General features: G+C 69.6%; 16 protein-coding genes, 1 tRNA gene and 1 pseudogene. 13 read left to right on the top strand and 5 right to left on the bottom strand.

Annotated elements, in window-relative coordinates; genetic code table 11:
- The first annotated feature begins 50 nt into the window (after positions 1 to 50).
- The 4 genes from LX14_RS00645 to LX14_RS00630 all read left to right on the top strand — a co-directional run bounded on the left by LX14_RS00645 (position 51) and on the right by LX14_RS00630 (position 3796).
- Entirely contained in the window at positions 51 to 1754 is a 1704-nt protein-coding gene (locus LX14_RS00645) for a sodium:solute symporter family protein (RefSeq protein WP_253645368.1), read from the top strand.
- Between the two features lie 17 nt (positions 1755 to 1771).
- Positions 1772 to 2110 (top strand): hypothetical protein, encoded by a 339-nt coding sequence (locus LX14_RS00640; protein WP_253645367.1) that lies wholly within the window; start codon positions 1772 to 1774, stop codon positions 2108 to 2110.
- A 371-nt stretch (positions 2111 to 2481) separates the two neighbouring features.
- Entirely contained in the window at positions 2482 to 3351 is an 870-nt protein-coding gene (locus tag LX14_RS00635) for an NAD(P)-dependent oxidoreductase (RefSeq protein ID WP_253645366.1), read from the top strand.
- Between the two features lie 100 nt (positions 3352 to 3451).
- Positions 3452 to 3796, top strand: coding sequence for a hypothetical protein (locus LX14_RS00630; protein WP_253645365.1), 345 nt, complete (start codon positions 3452 to 3454; stop codon positions 3794 to 3796).
- Positions 3797 to 3806: 10 nt separating this feature from the next.
- Here LX14_RS00630 and LX14_RS00625 read toward each other — a convergent pair whose 3' ends face one another.
- On the bottom strand, positions 3807 to 4769 hold the full coding sequence (locus tag LX14_RS00625; RefSeq protein WP_253645364.1) for a GlxA family transcriptional regulator: 963 nt from the start codon (positions 4767 to 4769) through the stop codon (positions 3807 to 3809).
- Positions 4770 to 4839: 70 nt separating this feature from the next.
- On the opposite strand from LX14_RS00625, the gene LX14_RS00620 reads away from it, so the two are divergent.
- From LX14_RS00620 to LX14_RS00610, 3 genes are read left to right on the top strand one after another with little or no spacing between them, the layout of a single operon-like run.
- Complete coding sequence (locus LX14_RS00620) at positions 4840 to 6150, top strand: MFS transporter (protein ID WP_253645363.1); 1311 nt, start codon at positions 4840 to 4842, stop codon at positions 6148 to 6150.
- Between the two features lie 9 nt (positions 6151 to 6159).
- The gene (locus tag LX14_RS00615; protein WP_253645362.1) at positions 6160 to 6588 is read left to right on the top strand and encodes an SRPBCC family protein; all 429 of its coding nucleotides are present in this window, start codon (positions 6160 to 6162) and stop codon (positions 6586 to 6588) included.
- A 38-nt stretch (positions 6589 to 6626) separates the two neighbouring features.
- Positions 6627 to 7868, top strand: a complete 1242-nt coding sequence (locus tag LX14_RS00610) for an MFS transporter (protein WP_253645361.1) — start codon at positions 6627 to 6629, stop codon at positions 7866 to 7868.
- Between the two features lie 15 nt (positions 7869 to 7883).
- On the opposite strand, the gene LX14_RS00605 is transcribed toward LX14_RS00610, so the two are convergent.
- Positions 7884 to 7957 (bottom strand) — tRNA-Leu (locus LX14_RS00605).
- Between the two features lie 296 nt (positions 7958 to 8253).
- Between LX14_RS00605 and LX14_RS00600 the strand changes: the two genes are divergently transcribed.
- From LX14_RS00600 to LX14_RS00590, 3 genes are all read left to right on the top strand, one after another.
- On the top strand, positions 8254 to 9402 hold the full coding sequence (locus LX14_RS00600; protein ID WP_253645360.1) for a DUF5995 family protein: 1149 nt from the start codon (positions 8254 to 8256) through the stop codon (positions 9400 to 9402).
- Positions 9403 to 9546: 144 nt separating this feature from the next.
- Entirely contained in the window at positions 9547 to 10413 is an 867-nt protein-coding gene (locus LX14_RS00595) for a Bax inhibitor-1/YccA family protein (protein WP_253645359.1), read from the top strand.
- 235 nt (positions 10414 to 10648) lie between these two features.
- On the top strand, positions 10649 to 12130 hold the full coding sequence (locus tag LX14_RS00590) for an MDR family MFS transporter (protein WP_253645358.1): 1482 nt from the start codon (positions 10649 to 10651) through the stop codon (positions 12128 to 12130).
- On the opposite strand, the gene LX14_RS00585 is transcribed toward LX14_RS00590, so the two are convergent.
- Positions 12123 to 13343: an acetyl-CoA C-acetyltransferase gene (locus tag LX14_RS00585; RefSeq protein ID WP_253645357.1), complete on the bottom strand. Its 1221-nt coding sequence runs from the start codon at positions 13341 to 13343 to the stop codon at positions 12123 to 12125. The two genes, LX14_RS00590 and LX14_RS00585, sit on opposite strands and share 8 nt — an antisense overlap.
- 76 nt (positions 13344 to 13419) lie before the next feature.
- Positions 13420 to 14400 (bottom strand): SGNH/GDSL hydrolase family protein, encoded by a 981-nt coding sequence (locus tag LX14_RS00580; RefSeq protein ID WP_253645356.1) that lies wholly within the window; start codon positions 14398 to 14400, stop codon positions 13420 to 13422.
- An 86-nt stretch (positions 14401 to 14486) separates the two neighbouring features.
- Between LX14_RS00580 and LX14_RS00575 the strand changes: the two genes are divergently transcribed.
- Positions 14487 to 15878: a cystathionine beta-synthase gene (locus LX14_RS00575; RefSeq protein WP_253645355.1), complete on the top strand. Its 1392-nt coding sequence runs from the start codon at positions 14487 to 14489 to the stop codon at positions 15876 to 15878.
- Positions 15879 to 15910: 32 nt separating this feature from the next.
- Entirely contained in the window at positions 15911 to 17083 is a 1173-nt protein-coding gene (locus LX14_RS00570; RefSeq protein WP_253645354.1) for a cystathionine gamma-synthase, read from the top strand.
- An 8-nt stretch (positions 17084 to 17091) separates the two neighbouring features.
- Here LX14_RS00570 and LX14_RS00565 read toward each other — a convergent pair whose 3' ends face one another.
- Entirely contained in the window at positions 17092 to 17292 is a 201-nt protein-coding gene (locus tag LX14_RS00565; protein ID WP_253645353.1) for a hypothetical protein, read from the bottom strand.
- On the opposite strand from LX14_RS00565, the pseudogene ilvA reads away from it, so the two are divergent.
- A pseudogene (ilvA, locus tag LX14_RS00560) lies at positions 17243 to 18575 on the top strand (threonine ammonia-lyase). The gene LX14_RS00565 and the pseudogene ilvA sit on opposite strands and share 50 nt — an antisense overlap.
- Positions 18576 to 18597 lie beyond the last annotated feature (22 nt).

Below are 18597 nucleotides of genomic sequence, written 5' to 3'. Positions count from 1 at the left end.
CGTCGTGACCCGGGTCACTACGGCAGTGGCCCACCCGAAGGAGTTGTCGAATGACGCTTGCCGCGGACTCTGTGCTCCGGCTCAACGCCGGAGCCGTGGACTACGTGCTGATCGCCCTGTACTTCGTGTTCGTCCTCGGCATCGGGTATCTGGCCCGCAGCCAGATCTCGTCGAGCCTGGACTTCTTCCTGTCGGGCCGTCGCCTCCCCGCCTGGGTCACCGGCATCGCCTTCGTCTCGGCGAACCTCGGCGCGGTCGAGATCATGGGCATGTCGGCCAACGGTGCCCAGATCGGGTTGGCGACGATGCACTACTACTGGATCGGCGCCATCCCGGCGATGCTGTTCCTGGGCGTCGTGATGATGCCGTTCTACTACGGCTCCAAGGTGCGCAGCGTGCCGGAGTTCATGCGGCGGCGCTTCGGCACCGGCGCGCACCTGGTCAACGCCATCAGCTTCGCGGTCGCCCAGGTGCTCATCGCCGGCGTGAACCTCTACCTGTTGGCGACGATCGTCAACGTCATCCTCGGGTGGAGCCAATGGGTCTCGCTCATCGTGGCCGCGGCGATCGTGCTCACCTACACCGCGCTCGGCGGGCTGTCGGCCGCGATCTACAACGAGGTGCTGCAGTTCTTCGTCATCCTCGCGGCGCTGGTCCCGCTCACCGTGTTCGGCCTCATCAAGGTGGGCGGCTGGAACGGGCTCAAGGAGAAGATCGTCGCGACCACCAGTGACAACAAGGTCACCGCCAGCATCCACGATCAGATCAGCTCCTGGCCCGGTAATGCATTGAGTGGCTTCGACAGTCCCGTGTGGTCGGTGATCGGCATCGTCTTCGGTCTGGGGTTCGTGCTCAGCTTCGGCTACTGGACGACCAACTTCGTCGAGGTGCAGCGCGCAATGGCGTCGAACTCGATGAACGCCTCGCGCCGCGCACCGATCATCGGCGCCATCCCGAAGATGTTCATCCCGTTCGTCGTCGTCATCCCCGGCATGATCTGCGCGGCGGTGATCGGCGACATGATCTCGCTGAAGAGCGGACCCAACGCCGCCGATGTCACCTACAACGACGCGATGCTGCTGATGATCCGCGACATCCTGCCCAACGGGCTGCTCGGCGTGGCCGTCGCCGGACTCCTCGCCTCGTTCATGGCGGGCATGGCCGCGAACATCTCCGCGTTCAACACCGTGTTCAGCTACGACATCTGGCAGCAGTACATCGTCAAGAACCGTCCGGACAAGTACTACATCTCGGTGGGTCGCCTCGCGACCGTCGGCGCGACCGTGCTGGCGATCTTCACCGCCCTCATCGCGTCGGGCTACTCCAATCTCATGGACTACCTGCAGACGCTGTTCGGGTTCTTCAACGCCCCGCTGTTCGCCACGTTCCTGCTCGGCATGTTCTGGAAGCGGATGACCGCGACCGCCGGCTGGACCGGTCTGGTGGCCGGAACCCTCTCCGCCGTCACGGTGTTCATCCTCTCGAAGGTCGGGGTGATCGACCTCCCCGGGCAGGGGATGCCGTTCGTCGCGGCGTCCGCGGCCTTCGTGGTGGACATCCTCGTCAGCGTGGCCGTGACGATGGTGACGGAGTCGAAACCGGCGAAGGAGCTCATCGGCCTCGTGTACTCCGAGACCCCGAAGTCGCACTTCACCGATCCGGCCGACGCCGGGAGTTCCTGGTACGCACGGCCCGTCCCGCTGGCCGGGATCGCGCTGGTGCTCGTCATCGCCCTCAACGTCGTCTTCCACTGAGTCCCAGGAGTTCTCGCATGATCACCGAGCAACCACACCCCACCGCCGGACGCGGCGCGCAGGTCCTCGCCCGCCTGTTCGACATCCGCATCATCGTCGCCGCCCTTCTCGGCATCTACGGGATCGTCCTCATCATCGGGGGCGCGGCACCCGGTGTCCTGGGCATCGAGTCCCACAAGCCGTCGGACGCCAACCGCGTCGACCTCGAGGCCGGGACGACGGCCAACCTGTGGGTGGGCCTGATCCTCGCCGCCGTCGCCGCGGTGTTCGTGGCGTGGGCGTTGCTGCGACCCCTGCCGACCCGCGACCCCGAGGCAGCGGGTGCGGCCGACGACCAGAAGGTCGACGTCGACTGACCCCGCAGCGCGTCCGTCCCCAGCGCCGAGCGTGCCGAAAACACCCGCCGAGCGTGCGGAAAAGCCCGTCGAGCGTGCACTTGATCCCGCCGAGCGTGCAGTTGTCGCCGTCGCCTCTGCGCCGTGTGCACGCTCGGCGGGATCTGCTGCACGCTCGGCGGTGAGTTTCGGCACGGTGAACGGCCGGTTGTGGCCCACTCGGCGTGGTGTTCGTGCCCACTCGGCGGATGCGGATGCGGATGCGGGTGAGCACGGGGGCCGGGAAGTTCGTCGTGGCCATCGGTGTTGAGGCAGCGGTCGCCGGATTCCCCTGACACACGTCACGAGTCCGGCACTGCAGATGTCACCTGACGCGATGGGATGTGGTCACAATGGCGCGAATCGGACTTCTCGGTACCGGGATCATGGGAGCGGGCATGGCCCGCAGCATGATCCGCGCCGGGCTCGACGTCACGGTGTGGAACCGCAGCCACGACAAGGCGGCTGCGCTCGCCTCGGACGGCGCGACCGTCGCTGACACCGCCGCGGATGCTGTTCGCGGCGCGGATGTCGTCGTCACGATGCTCTACGACGCCGACTCGGTGTACGAGGTGATCAGCGACGTCGCCGCGGACTTCGGCGACGGTGTGCCGTGGGTGCAGACCTCGACGGTCGGACTCGAGGGCGTGGACAGGCTCGGCCGCCTCGCCGCCGAGCACGGCATCGCGATGGTCGACGCACCCGTGCTCGGGACGAAAGAGCCTGCGGAGAACGGGAAGCTGACGGTGCTCGTCGGTGGGGACGAGGCACTGCGTGAGCGTGTGAGCCCGGTCTTCGACGCCATCGGTGCCGCCACGGTGTGGGTGGGACCGGAGCTCGGTGACGGACATCGCCTGAAGCTCGTCGCCAACTCCTGGGTCCTGTCGTTGGTGACCGGCACCGCGCAGGCCATCGGGCTCGCCCAGCGCCTCGGCGTCGACCCCCAGCAGTTCCTCGACTCCATCGCGGGCGGACCGCTGGACTCGGGCTACGCGCAGATGAAGGGCAAGGCCATGCTGGCCGGGGAGTTCCCCGCGTCGTTCGGTGCCGACGGTGCATTGAAGGACGCCGGTCTGATCGCCGCGGCCATGGACTCGGTCGACATGGATTCCTCCGTGATGCGCGCCGTCGCCGGCCGGTTCGCCGCGACCGTCGACGCCGGGCACGCCCGCGAGGACATGGCGTCGGTCATCGACGGGTTCGACGCCCGAACGGATCACTGAGGCGCGATCGGGGGAATAGCACCCCTCCGCGTCGAGTTGGACAGTGCGTTCAGAAACTGGGTCGGACAGGCCCGGTCCCCGACAGAAGTGAGGAGGAACCATGGCTTCCCGAGCAGCGCGGACGACTGGTTCTGCACCGATCGACGATGCGCAGACGCGCCGCGACCACCTGCACAAGGCCGCCCGCTGGGGCGCCGTGGGGTGGGTCGCCTTCATGTTCGGTTCGGCAGCTCTGGCGTTGGGAATCGCAGGTCTCGCGACCGGTCACTCCGTGGCCGCGCCCATCGGACTCGTGGTGTGGGTCGTCCTCTACGGCATCACGGTCTACTCGATCCGTGCCAGTGCGCGTGCGCGCGGCGACAGGACCCTGCAGGAGCACATCGCCCGCGTGCAGCGGACCCGGTACCTGCGGCGTTATCCCCACCACAGCGACTCTGCCGCCTGAGGCGGCAGGGTCACGCCCGACCGGCGAACGTCTTGCGGTAGGCCGTGGGGGACATCCCGAGTCCCGCCCGGAGGTGGTGACGGAGGTTGTCGGCGCTGCCCAGTCCCGACTGCCGCGCGACCTCGTCGATCGGGGTGAGGCCGTCCTCGAGGAGCTCCCGCGCCCGGTCGACCCGCCGGTCCCGGATCCACTCTCCCGGTGACGTGCCGGTCTCGATCGCAAACCGTCGGCTGAAGGTCCGTTCGCTCATGTGGGCGTGGGCCGCCAGCCGTGCGATCGTGAGCGGCTCGGTCAGGTGTTCCAGGATCCACGACCGCGTCGACGTGGTGCTGGTCTCCGCGCAGTCGGGGATCGAAGGACTGATGAACTGGGCTTGCCCGCCCTCTCGCCACGGCGGCACCACGCACTGTCGCGCCACCGCGTTCGCGACCGCCGTGCCGTGGTCCATCCGCAGCAGGTGAAGACACAGATCGACGCCCGCGGCCAGACCCGCCGACGTGAACGTGCCGTCGTCGTCGACGAACAGCACGGCCTCGTCCAGGCGCACCTGTGGGTACAGCCGTCGGAACTCCTCCGCGGTGGCCCAGTGCGTGGTCGCCCGCCGACCGTCGAGCCGACCCGTCGCGGCGAGCGCGAACGCCCCGGTGCAGATGGAGACCCACCGCGTATGGGACGGAACGGTCCCGAGTGCGGTCATCACCTCGGGGGCCAGCGTCCCCTCGTGACGAGCCGGCGCGTACCGCGTCCCCGGGATGATCAGCGTGTCGGCGTCGGCCAGCGCCTCCAGGCCCGCGACCGGGTGGATGCCGTACCCCGTCGTGGTCGGGACGGTCTGCCCGTCGGGGGAGCACAGGACCACGTCGTACAGCGGCGTCCCGGCCGGACCCTCCGCATACCCGAAGACCATGGGCGCGATGGTCGCGTCGAACCCGACGACCGGCGGCAGGAGCAGGACGACGACGCGATGAGCCATGGCAGGATCTTCCCGCATTGTGGCGATCTTGCCAATTGTCTGCGTCCGCGCGGTCCGCCAGAGTCGACGCATGCTGCTGACCCCGGTCCGTCGGATCCACCGCGCATGGATCGTCGCCGCCGTCGCGTTCGTCGCCATCCTCGGTGCTGCGGGCTTCCGCGCGGTCCCGAGCGTGATGATGGATCCACTCCACCAGGAGTTCGGGTGGTCGCACGCCACCGTGGGCGCCGCGATGTCGATCAACATGACGTTGTTCGGGCTCACCGCGCCGTTCGCCGCGGCACTCATGGACCGGTTCGGTGTCCGCCCGGTCCTGGCCGTCGCGCTCGCACTGATCGGCGCGGGCACCGGACTGGGCGCGACCATGACCGCCGAATGGCAACTGCTGCTGCTGTGGGGCGTGCTGGTCGGTCTGGGCACCGGGTCCATCTCGATGGGGTTCGTGGCGACCGTCGCCACCCGCTGGTTCGTCGAGCGCCGTGGGCTCGTGACCGGCATCCTCACCGCCGCGAGCGCGACGGGCCAGCTGATCTTCCTGCCCGTCGTCGCCGCGGCCACCGACCGGTTCGGATGGCGGGTGGCCTCGCTCATCGTCACCGCGGCGGCGATCGCCGTGGTGCCTCTCGTCCTGCTGTTCATCCGCGATCGTCCCGCCGACGTCGGACTGCGGCCTCTCGGGGCCACCGAGGACGTCCCTGCCGCCGCCCTGCCGACAGGCACGCTCTCGGCTGCGTTCTCGGGCCTGATGATCGGGGCGCGGACGCGCGCGTTCTGGCTGCTGGCAATCAGTTTCGCGATCTGCGGGGCGACGACCAACGGGCTCATCGGCACCCACTTCATCCCCGCCGCCGGCGACCACGGCATGCCGACGACGGTGGCCGCGGGACTCCTCGCGACGATCGGCGTCTTCGACGTCGCCGGGACCGTCTTCTCGGGGTGGCTCACCGACCGGGTCAGTCCGCGGATCCTGCTCGTCGTGTACTACCTCGGGCGCGGGGTGTCGCTGGTCCTGCTGCCCTCGCTGCTGTCGCCGCACGCCGAACCGAGCACCTGGGTGTTCATCGTGTTCTACGGGTTGGACTGGGTCGCCACGGTGCCCCCGACCATCGCGATCTGCCGCGAGTGGTTCGGCGAGCGGACCCCCGTGGTGTTCGGCTGGGTGTTCGCGTCCCACCAGATCGGTGCGGCGGTCGCGGCTTTCGGTGCCGGGTACATCCGAGACGCGGACGGCAGCTACGACCTCGCGTTCCACGTGGCTGCGGGCTTGTGCATCGTGGCCGCTGTGTGCTGTGCCGGGATACGACCACCCCGGTCGGTGAACAGTCCCACAAAGGGGGCGGCGTCAGGCCACTCGACGTTGCAACGGTCGTTGTCACGTTAGGCTGATCGCATGGTTTCCGGACATGCACAGGTCGATGTCAAAGCCGCTCGCGCCGATGTGCTGGCGGCGATCGCCGACATCGAGAACTTCCCGAGTTGGTCTCCCATCCACAAAGAGGTGAAGGTCCTCGAGAAGGACGACGACGGACGCCCCGCGAAGGCGTGGATGAAGGTGTCGCTCATGGGGATCAGCGACGAGCAGACGCTGTCGTTCGCGTGGTCGGACTCCGGCGTCACCTGGGATCTCCTCGAGGGCGGACAGCAGAAGGCGCAGCACGCCGAGTACACGCTGACCGACGCCGACGGCGGTGGCACCCACGTCGAGTTCGAGATGAGCCTCGACCCGAAGATCCCCGTGCCGGGATTCGTGTTGAACAAGGGCAAGAAGGCAATCATCGAGATGGCGACGCAGGGTCTGCGCGACCAGGTCGACGGCTGACCCCCGACCCCTGATCCCGAGCTCGTGACGACGAGCAGATGACCGCGCCGGCCCGGGAGGTGTCGGCGCGGTCGTCCGTCGTCGCCCTTCTCACCGCGCTGTACTTCGCGCAGGGCCTGCCGTACGGCTTCTTCGTCACGGCGCTGCCGGTGGTCCTCCGGCAGTCGGGGTACTCCCTCGTCGCCATCAGCGCCACGGGGGTCCTCTTCGCCCCGTGGGCGCTGAAGGTGCTCTGGGCGCCGTGCGTCGACCGGTTCGGCACCCGGAAGCGGTGGGTGGTGTCGATGCAGATCGCCACCGCCGCAATCGCTCTCGGACTGGCCTGCCTCGATCTTGACGCGTCGACGGTGCCGCTGTTCGTCGGCGTTGCGCTCATCAACGTCTTCGCGGCCACCCAGGACGTCGCCACCGACGGCATCGCGGTGACCGCCCTCGACGCGCGTGGCCGCGGACTGGGCAACGGGATCCAGGTCGGTGCCTACCGTCTCGGGATGATCGCCGGCGGTGGCGGTCTGCTCTGGGTGTACTCGTTCACGAGCTGGCGGATCCTGTTCGTCGTCATGGCCGCCGTACTGCTGCTGACGACGATCCCGGTGCTGTGGCTCCGCGACGGCGGCACGCCGCGTCCCCGTCCGGGGTCGGCGTCACCCGTGGCGTGGTGGTCACGTCTGCTCAGGCCCGGGGTGTTCGGTCTGATCGGTCTCGTCGCCGCGTACAAGTTCGGCAACTCCATGGGGTCGGCGCTCGTCGGGCCGTTCCTGTCCGACCTGGGGCTGACCCTGCGACAGATCGCCCTGCTCGACGGGGCGGTGTCCTCGGGTGCCGCTCTCGTCGGTGCCGCACTCGGCGGACTGCTCGCCTTCCGGGTCGGACGACCGACGGCGTTGCTCGTGGGTGGGATCGCCCAGTCCGCGGCGCTGGTCGCGTTCGTCGCGGCGGCCGCCGATCTCGGCGGTCTCCCGATGATCGTCGTGGCCACGGTGGGGGAGCACGTGTGCGGCGGGATCGCGACGGTCGCGGTGTTCGCGCTGATGATGGACTCCGCGGATCGCGCCTTCGCGGGGACGGACTACACCCTGCTCGCCTCGGCGGTCGTCGTCGTCCAGGGCGTGGCCGGGTTCGCCGCCGGGATCGTCGGCGACGCGGTCGGCTATGTGGCGCTGTACTCGTCGGCGACGGTGCTGTCGGCGCTCGGGTGCGTCGTGATGATGCGCGGACTCCGCGGGGGTGCAGGCCCGGACCGGCTTCGGGAGGCGCTGGCGCCGGTCGGTGTCCACTGACGGGTGGTGCACGGGTGCCCCCAGTCGGACTCGAACCGACACTCGGCGGATTTTAAGTCCGCTGCCTCTGCCAATTGGGCTATGGGGGCGGATGGTTTCACATCACACATCATTTGTTGCGTAAAGCAGTGGCTCCCTCGTCGGCGTCGCGGTGAAGCCCACGCAGGATGCCCTGCCGAGCCCATCCTGACAGTCCCGCCGGACATGTCCATAGGTGACCCGTCACCAACCTGCGGGTTCTCCTCGACCGCGTCGCGGGTCTGTGGAACTGTCGTGTCCGAGGTCACGTGCGGGGACGCGGCCCTCGTACCTCTTGACCCAGGGGTGCTGGGACGGCACGATGAGCCGACCTCGTACAAGCGAACGACAACTGTGGACAGCGACCATGACACGTTTCGATCTGGCTGCCGATCTCGACTGCAGTGCCGAGCAGGCGTGGCGGCTGCTCACCGACCCCGCCGTGAAGAACGAGTGGTCGACCGGTCTCACCATCGCCCGCGACACCGGGGGAGACGGTCGTTTCGACCGCCCCGGCGCGACCCGTGAGGTCAAGGTGGGCCTGCCGACCCGGCCCTGGGTCAGCGAGGTGGTGACCCACGCCGAGGAGCCCACGCAGTTCGCCTACCGCATCTACAAGAGTTCTCCGCTGTTGCGGGAGTACACCTGCCACGTCGAGATCGAACCGACCGCAGTCGGTTGTGCGGTCCGGTACACGGTGAACGTCGACTTCGCGCCGACCGTGGGGCCGCTGGTCGAGCCGCGGTTGCGTCGGTCGATCGAGCGTTCCCTGGAGGGGCTGTCGGCCCGGTCCAAGTTGGTCCAGTCCACGCCGCAGCCGCTGCCGTACCGACGGCGTCGTCGCCCGTCGGCCGGTGGGGTCGTCGCGCTGCGGCCCGAGTTGCAGCGGTATCTCGGGCATCAGCAGCTCCTCGCGGAGGAACTGGCGCGCGACGCCGACCCGAAGTACTGGTTCGCCCGGCTCTGCGCCCTGACGACCGAGGAGCTGCTCCGGGCGATCGATGCCGGTCGGTTCTCCGAGCCGGAATGGATGCTGCGCCTCGCGTGCGTGCTGCACCGCCGTCATGTCTCCACGCTGCACGCCTACCGCTCCGGCGGTGCCGTCGCGCGGTCCTGGCGCGAGGCGTGGGGGACGTGCGAGGAGAACCCGAACCCGCGGTCGTTCCGTGACGTCGCGGCGGGGATCACCGCCGCCTGTCAGGCCCACATGGCCGAGGACATGCCGCGGGCACTGGCCGAGGCCTATCTCGCGGTCGCCGACGAGGGCCGGGACTACCGGGAGTTTCGATCCGACTACCTCGACGTGGCTAAGGTCTACACCACCGCGATCGACCGTCTCTGCGCGGAGATGCCCGCGCGTGTGGTCCCCCGGGTGCTGCGCCTCTCGGGCCGGGTCCTGCCCGAACTGCGCGACGTTCTCACGCGACATGTCTACGACGTGGAGGGCGACCGGCTGCGTGCCTTCGACCGCGGCTTCGCCCTGGCGTGTGACCCCGCTGACGCCGCGCACCTCTGACGGACACGCTTCGCAGCGCCGAAGGTCAAGAGCAAGTAAAGTCGGGCGGGAACCTCTCCGACGGCCCTGTCGTTGGACTCGGTGAACGCATCTGTCAGGTACCGGCCGCCGGCCGGACGGGCAGGACACGAAAGGACCACTGCGGTGCGAGAGAGCAGCAATCCGGTGATGCGCGGCGTCGTCCGCGACAACCAGAAGGCCGGGGGCTATGCCGGTTTCGGAACCGGGATGGCGGGCGCCGGCCAGACCATGTACACCCAGGCGGGCCAGCCCCAGCAGGTCGATCCGTACGCACGCCCCGGGCAGCCGGTCGGATCCCGTGCGCTGACCATCGACGACGTCGTCACCAAGACGGCGATGACCCTCGGCGTCCTGATCCTGTCGTCGGTCGTGTCCTACTTCCTGGTCCATCAGAACGTCGCGCTGGCGATGCCGCTGCTCCTCGTGGGCGCCATCGGCGGGTTCGTGCTGGTGATGATCGCCAGCTTCGGACGCAAGCAGGACAACCCTGCGATCGTCCTCTCCTACGCGGTGCTCGAGGGCCTCTTCGTCGGTGCCGTCTCGTTCGTCTTCGCCAACCTCGCCGTGAGCGGTGTGTCCGCGGGCGTCCTCATCGGTCAGGCGGTCCTGGGCACGTTCGGTGTGTTCGCGGGCATGCTCGTCGTCTACAAGACGGGCGCCATCCGCGTCACGCCCCGCTTCACGCGGATGCTGTTCGCGGCCATGATGGGCGTCATCGTCCTGATCCTGGGCAACCTCGTCGTCGGGTTCTTCAACGGCGGCTCCGGACTGGGTCTCTACGACGGCGGCCCGATCGCGATCATCTTCTCGCTGTTCTGCATCGGCCTGGCGGCCTTCAGCTTCCTCGTCGACTTCGACTCGGCGGACCGCCTCATCCGCGCCGGTGCGCCCGCCCGGGCGGCCTGGGGCATCGCCCTCGGCCTGACCGTCACCCTGGTCTGGCTGTACGTCGAGATCCTGCGCCTGCTGAGCTACTTCAACCAGGACTGACCCCCGGGCGCCGGGATCCACCGGCGACAGGTTCCACAGCCCCGCACCGACACCGGTGCGGGGCTGTTCTCGTCGGGCACCGAAATGCCGTCGCAGATGCCCGGGTCGGTTGTTACCGTCGTCGCACGTCGTGCGTCGCACTCCTGCCGCGGGCGATGAGTTCCACGGTGGCGTCGGGTCTGTACCCATGACCCATCCCGACCCAGGCTGATGACGACGCCGAGAGGACCCGGCCATGACCGTGGCGCAGACGCCACCCGGCACACCGCCGACGATCGCCGACGACCGCCTGTCGCGGGAGCACGTGGTGGTGATCGCCGTGCTGCTCATCGCCACGTTCGTGGTGATCCTCAACGAGACCGTGATGAGCGTCGCGGTCCCGGTGCTCCAGCGCGATCTGGGCGTCCCGCCCAGCGTCGGGCAGTGGTTGACGACGGCGTTCATGCTCACGATGGCCGTCGTGATCCCGCTGACGGGATTCCTCATCCAGCGGCACGGCACCCGCAGGCTGTTCATCGTCGCGATGTCGGCGTTCACCCTCGGGACGGCGGTCGCGTTCGTGGCACCGGGGTTCGAGGTGCTGCTGGTGGCCCGCGTCATCCAGGCCGTCGGTACCGCGATCATGCTGCCGTTGCTGATGACCACGGTGATGACCGTGGTGCCCGAGCACCGACGCGGCGTCATGATGGGCAACATCTCGGTCGTCATCGCCGTGGCCCCCGCACTCGGACCGACCCTGTCCGGGCTCGTGCTGAACAACCTCGGCTGGCGGTGGATCTTCGGCGTCGTCGGCCCCATCGCGGCGGCGGCCCTCGTCGTCGGCATCGTGGCCGTCCGACCGGTGGGGACGACGAGTTCCTCGCCGATCGACCTGCTGTCGGTGCCGCTGGCCGTGCTCGGTTTCGGTGGTCTGGTGTACGGCCTGGCCGGCATCGGTGAGGCCGCCGATCACGCTGTGGCCGTGCCCCTGTGGATTCCGTTCACGGTCGGCGCGCTCGCCCTCGCCGCGTTCGTCGCCCGGCAGCTGCTGCTCGCGCGGGAGGACCGCGCACTGCTCGATCTCCGGGTGTTCGCCAGTGGGACGTTCTCGCTGTCGATCCTGGCGATGGTGGTGGCGATGGCCACGATGATGGGGACGTTCATCGTCGTGCCCTACTTCGCGCAGACGGTCCTCGGCTTCAGTCCGTTCACCACCGGCCTCGTCACGTTGCCGGGTGGGTTGCTGATGGGTCTGACCGCCCCGGTCATCGGGCGCGTCTACGACCTCCGCGGCCCCCGGCTGCTGGTGATCCCGGGTGCCGTGGCCATCACCGCGGGCGTGTGGTCGCTATCGGTGGTGGACTCGTCGACGACCGTGTGGTGGTTGATCGGTTCGAACATGATGCTGTGCCTGGGGCTCGCGGCCACGTTCACCCCACTGATGACCCTGGCTCTGGGATCTGTTGCGCCGGAACGGTACTCGCACGGCTCGGCGGCACTCGGCACGTTCCAGCAGGTCGCCGGCGCCACCGGGACCGCACTGTTCGTCACCGTGATGACCGTGGTCGCCTCCGGGGACCGCGCGACGCCCGCGGCAGCCGACGACGCGATCGCCGAGGGCGTGCGGACGGTGTTCACCGTCGCGGGCGTCCTCGGGATCGCGTTGATCGTGATCGTGAGCTTCCTCCGCACACCGGCGCGCAGCGAGAACGCGCCGGTGCGCGAGAAGGTCAGCTGAGTCGCTCGAGCACCATCGCCATGCCCTGACCGCCGCCGACACACATCGACTCGACGCCGAAGGTCTTGTCGTGGGTGGTCAGGTTGTTGAGCAGGGTGGCGGTGATGCGGGCGCCGGTCATGCCGAACGGGTGGCCCAGGGCGATCGCCCCGCCGGACACGTTGAGCGTGTCGTGGTCGATGCCCAGTTCGTTCGCGGAGCCCAGCACCTGGACCGCGAAGGCCTCGTTGATCTCGAACAGGTCGATGTCGGAGACGGACTTGCCCGCGATCGCGAGCGCCTTGCGGATCGCCTCGATCGGGCCGAGACCCATGATCTCCGGCGACAACCCGGTCGCCGCGGTGGACACGATGCGGGCCAGCGGCGTGAGCCCGAGCTCCTTGGCCTTGGTGTCGCTCATGATCACCACGGCGGCCGCGCCGTCGTTCAGGGGGCAGGCGTTGCCGGCGGTGATGGTCCCGTCGGGCCGGAACACCGGCTGCAGCTGCGACACCTTCTCGTAGCTGGTGCCGGCGCGGGGGCCGTCGTCGGTGCTCACCTGGGTGCCGTCGGGCAGGGTGATCGGGGAGATCTCCCGCTCGAAGAAGCCCGACTTGATGGCCTCCTCCGCGCGGTTCTGGCTGCGGACACCCCAGCGGTCCTGGTCCTCGCGCGAGATGCCGGTGAAGCTCGCGACGTTCTCGGCGGTCTGACCCATCGGGATGTAGACGTCGGGGATGAGTCCCTGCTGCCGGGGGTCGGTCCACACCGGCGCGCCGCCCTTCGCGGCGGCGTCGGTGCGCTCGCCCGCCTCGTCGAAGAGGGGGTTCTTGGTGTCGGGCCAGCCGTCGGCGCTGCCGGTGGCGAAGCTCGAGACGCTCTCGGCGCCCGCGGAGATGAACACGTCACCCTCGCCGGCCTTGATGGCGTGGAACGCCATGCGGGTGGTCTGCAGCGACGACGAGCAGTAGCGGTTCACCGTGACGCCGGGCACGTGGTCGAGGCCGAGCTCGACGGCGACGACGCGGGCGATGTTGAAGCCGCCCTGGCCGCCGGGCTGTCCGATGCCGAAGTGGATGTCGTCGATGTCGGCGGTGTCGAGGGCGGGCACCTTGTCCAGAGCGGCCTGGATCATCTGGCGGCCCATCTCGTCGGGACGGACCTCGCGCAGCGATCCCTTCCCGGCGCGGCCGATCGGTGAACGCGCGACGGAGACGATGACGGCTTCGGGCATGAGGGCTCCTCGAGGATGCGCGGAACCGCCCGTCGACGGGCTGCTTCCGCTGGTCTGCGGGTCGACGCAGGGGACGTTACGCGGTCGGCTCGGACTGCTCGCGGAGCACCGGCTCGTCGATCCGCCGGCGCGGGCGCACCGGACGGCCGACGGCCCGCGCGACCCTGGCGAGCAGGCGGTTGTTCTCCGCGAACTCCGACACCTCGGGCGGGTCGGGCAGCGGTGCGCTACCCCATTCACCGATCGCGGCGAGCACCTCGGGCAGCAGTGTCTGCGCCGCGAGCGAGTACCCCGCCGCCGACGGGTGGTAGTGGTCGGAGGAGAACATCCGCTCGGGTGCGGCGAGGAACTCGCGCGCCAGCAGGTCGGCGAGGGGGACAGGTCGTCCGCCGGCGGCCCGGACCTCGTGGGCCTGCGCCCGCGCGAGCCGGAAACCCCACTGGCGCAGCACCGTGCGGAGCGGCTGCGGGATGGCGGTGACCACCCCGATGTCGGGGCAGGTGCCCACCACGACCTTCGCGTCCACCTCCACGAGCCGTCGCACGGCGGCGCCGAGTCGTTTGGCGGACGGTCGGATGTGGTTGACGGCGGTGATGTCGTTGGCGCCGACGAGGATGACGGCCACGTCCGGCGGTGGACCGGCGACGAGCATCGCGTCGACCTGGCCCGACAGCCCCCGCGACGTCGCGCCGACGATCGCCTTGGTGCTCAGCCGCACGGTGCGGCCGGTCTCGTGCGTCAGCAGTCGGGTCAACACGACGCCGGGTGTCTCGTCGGCGACATCCGCACCGAGGCCCGCGGCCGTGGAGTCCCCGAAGACCATGAGGTGCAGGTCGGCGGTCATCCCGGCGCGCATGCGTTCGGGACCGGACCCGTCGGGGCGGTAGAGGCCGTCGCCGTTGGGGGCGTTGTCGGTGCGGTGGGGGATGACCTGCCGCGCGACCGCCGCCTGACCGTTGAGGAACGTCCACGCCGCCCACCCGGCGCCCGCGCTGCCGGCCGTCGCCACCGCAGTCGTCGCGACATCGCGTGCGATCCGTCGGCGGGAAGGTGGCACGGCGTCAGGATAGCGGCGCCCGCGACAGGGGCCCGCGGGGACATATCGGACTCCCGTCACTTCCTGCGGTCTGGAACGATGGAGGGATGCGTATCGCCAATCACGTCGTCGACCTGGTCGGCGGCACCCCGCTGGTCAAGGTCAACTCGGTCGTGGCACCGGGCTCGGGCCTGGTCGCCGCCAAGGTGGAGTACCTCAACCCGGGGGGGTCGTCGAAGGACCGCATCGCGGTCAAGATGGTCGACGCCGCCGAGGCGTCGGGCGAACTGAAGCCGGGCGGCACCATCGTGGAGCCGACATCGGGCAACACCGGCGTGGGGCTGGCGCTCGTCGCCCAGCAGCGCGGATACCACTGCGTGTTCGTCTGCCCCGACAAGGTCGGCGAGGACAAGCGCAACGTGCTGCGGGCGTACGGCGCGGAGGTCGTGGTGTGCCCGACCGCGGTCGCCCCGGACAACCCGGACAGCTACTACAGCGTCTCCGACCGCCTCGTCCGCGAGATCGACGGCGCGTGGAAGCCCAACCAGTACTCGAACCCCGCGGGCCCGCAGAGTCACTACGAGACGACGGGTCCCGAGATCTGGGCCGACACCGACGGCAAGATCACGCACTTCGTCGCGGGTGTCGGCACCGGCGGGACCATCACGGGTACGGGCCGCTACCTCAAGGAGATGTCCGACGGCCGGGTCAAGGTCATCGGCGCGGACCCCGAGGGGTCGGTCTACTCCGGCGGTACCGGTCGGCCGTACCTCGTCGAGGGTGTCGGTGAGGACTTCTGGCCCAGCGCCTACGACCCGTCCATCCCCGACGAGATCATCGCCGTCTCCGACGCCGACTCGTTCGAGATGACCCGTCGACTCGCCCGCGAGGAGGGCCTGCTCGTGGGCGGCTCGTGCGGCATGGCGATGGTCGCCGCGCTGCGCGTGGCCGAGCGTGAGGGTCCCGACGCGCTGGTCGTGGTATTGCTGCCCGATGGCGGCCGCGGCTACATGGGCAAGATCTTCAACGACAACTGGATGCGCAGCTACGGGTTCCTGCGCACCCCGCTGGACGGCAAGGAGGCCACCGAGCCGACCGTCGGCGACGTGCTGCGCGGCAAGTCGGGGTCGCTGCCGGACTTCGTGCACACCCACCCGTCGGAGACGCTGCGCGACGCCATCGAGATCCTCCGCGAGTTCGAGGTGTCCCAGATGCCCGTCGTCGGGGCCGAGCCGCCCATCATGGCCGGCGAGGTGGCCGGTGCCGTCAGCGAGCGGGAACTCCTCAGCGCGGTCTTCGAGGGGCGGGCCAGCCTCGCCGACCCCGTCTCGGCCCACATGGGCGAGGCCCTGCCGTTGATCGGTGCAGGCGAACAGGTGTCCGCGGCGACCAAGGCCCTCGGCGAGTCCGACGCGCTGATGGTGGTGGAGGACGGCAAGCCGATCGGTGTCATCACCCGCCACGACCTGCTCGCCTTCGTCAGCTCCGGCCGCCTCTGATCGCGGCATGCGCCCGGCGATAGGCTGGGCGCATGTCTGAACAGCGCAGTCGGGCCGACGCAGGTCGGTGGCAGGGATTCGGGACCAAGGCGATCCACGCCGGATACGAACCCGACCCGCTGACCGGCGCGGTCAACCCGCCCATCTACGCGAGCTCGACCTTCGCCCAGGACGGCGTCGGCGGGATGCGCGGCGGCTTCGAGTACGCCCGCACCGGCAACCCGACCCGACAGGCGCTCGAGGGCAACCTCGCCGGGATCGAGGGTGGTGGGTTCGCGCGGGCGTTCGCGTCCGGGATGGCCGCCACCGACGCGCTCCTGCGGGCCACGCTGCGTCCCGGTGACCACCTCGTCATCCCCGACGACGCCTACGGCGGCACCTTCCGCCTCATCGACAAGGTGTTCACCCAGTGGGGCATCACGTACTCCGTGGCGCCTGTGTCGGACGTGGACGCGGTCCGTGCCGCCATCACCCCGGCGACGAAGCTGGTGTGGGTCGAGACGCCGACCAACCCGCTGCTCAACGTCGGTGACATCGAGGCGCTGTCGGGGGTGGCGCATGAGGGCGGTGCGCGCATCGTCGTCGACAACACCTTCGCGTCGCCGTACCTGCAGCAGCCGCTGTCGCTCGGTGCCGACGTGGTGCTGCACTCCACGACCAAGTACCTGGGTGGTCACTCCGATGTCGTCGGCGGTGCCCTGGTGACCGACGACGAGTCCCTCGACGCCGACCTCGCGTTCCTGCAGAACGGTGCGGGCGCGGTGCCCGGTCCGTTCGACGCCTACCTGACGATGCGCGGCATCAAGACGCTCGCGGTGCGGATGGACCGTCACAGCGACAACGCGGAGAAGATCGTCGACTTCCTGTCCGGGCACGCCAAGATCGAGAAGGTGCTCTACCCGGGCGTCGAGTCGCATCCCGGCCATGCGGTGGCGGCGCGACAGATGCGTCGGTTCGGCGGCATGATCTCGGTGCTCGTGGCGGGTGGACCCGCTGCCGCACAGGAGTTCTGCGCGCGGACCGAGGTGTTCACGTTGGCGGAGTCGCTGGGCGGCATCGAGTCGCTGATCGAGCACCCCGCCGCGATGACCCACGCCTCGACGGCGGGCTCGCAGCTCGAGGTGCCCGCCAACCTGGTCCGGCTCTCGGTCGGCATCGAGGACGTCGCCGACCTCATCGGTGACCTGGAGAGCGCGCTGGGCTGAGCGCCCCGTCAGGCGGCGAGCGCGACCGAGTCGCGCGCGGGTGTCATCACGACGACCCGGGCTCGCGGTGCCCCGTACCCCTTGACCGCGTCGAGGAGCAGCAGGAGGTCGTCGCCCTCGACGACGACCCGGTGACCGCGTCGGAGCAGGTCCCGGGCGATGTCCACGTCGGTGGTGTCGGTGATCGTGATGGTCGCTGTGTTCGTCATGTGTCCAGCACACCGTGGCCGTCTAAGGGATCTCTGGCGTCTGCGACAGGAATCCCTCGGACCTGGCGACTACGGTCGGGGCGTGATCATCACGGCCGCCCAGATCGACAACGCGGTGCAGACGCTGGCGCCGGTGATGCGGCGGACACCGGTCGTCGCGTCGCGGGCGCTGTCGGATCTGTGCGGTGGCGACGTGTGGCTGAAGTGCGAGAACCTCCAGCGGACGGGCTCGTTCAAACCGCGCGGCGCGTACGTGCGGATCACGGGGCTCTCCGACGACGAGCGTGCGCGGGGAGTGGTCGCCGCGAGCGCCGGCAACCACGCGCAGGGTGTGGCGTGGTCGGCGACGACGTTGGGCATCCCGGCGCGCGTGTACATGCCGACCGGTGCGTCCCTGCCCAAGGTGTCGGCGACGCGCGCGTACGGCGCGGAGGTCGTGCTGTCCGGGGCGATCATCGACGAGAGCCTCGTCGAGGCGCAGCAGTACGCCGCGGAGACCGGCGCCGTGCTCATCCACCCGTTCGACCACGAGGACATCGTCGCGGGACAGGCGACCGTGGGCGTCGAGATTCTTCAGCAGATGCCCGACGTCGGCACCGTGGTGGTGCCGCTCGGTGGCGGGGGACTGCTCGCCGGGGTGGCGGCAGCGATCAAGGTAGCCCGCCCCGATGTGCGGGTGATCGGTGTGCAGGCCGAGTCCGGGATCGATCGCTGCCGGGAAACCGGTGCGGGTGGAGTCCATGTCGACGATGGCCGACGGCATCGCCGTGGCCATGCCCGGCGCCGTCCCCTTCACCCACGTGGAGTCGCTCGTCGACGAGATCGTCACCGTCGGCGAGGATCTGATCAGCCGCGCGGTGCTGTTGATGTTGGAACGCGCGAAGCTCCTCGTCGAGCCGGCCGGCGCGGTGGCCGTCGCGGCCCTGATGCACCCGGACGCGCCGCGTCGGTCCGGATCGGTGTGCGTGGTCCTCTCCGGCGGTAACGTCGACCCGCTCCTGCTGTCCCACCTGACGACCCACGGCCTGCAGGCGGCGGGACGGTATCTCACGGTCGCCGTGACCGTCCCGGATCGTCCCGGCGGTCTCGCGCAGCTGCTGGAGACGCTGCGCGACACCGGCGCGAGCGTCGTCGACGTCATCCACTCACGGGTGGCCGGCGAACTGCGGTTCGGGGAGGTCCAGGTGACCGTCAGCCTCGAGACGCGGGGTCCCGACCATCAGGCCGACGTCCGCGCCGCGCTGACCACGGCGGGCTACCTCGACGGGACCCACGGGCCCTGAAGACGCCGACAGCCCGCGTCGT

It is taken from the genome of Williamsia deligens, assembly GCF_024171765.1.
GTDB lineage: Bacteria > Actinomycetota > Actinomycetes > Mycobacteriales > Mycobacteriaceae > Williamsia_A > Williamsia_A deligens.
This window is presented reverse-complemented; position numbering and strand designations above follow the sequence as displayed.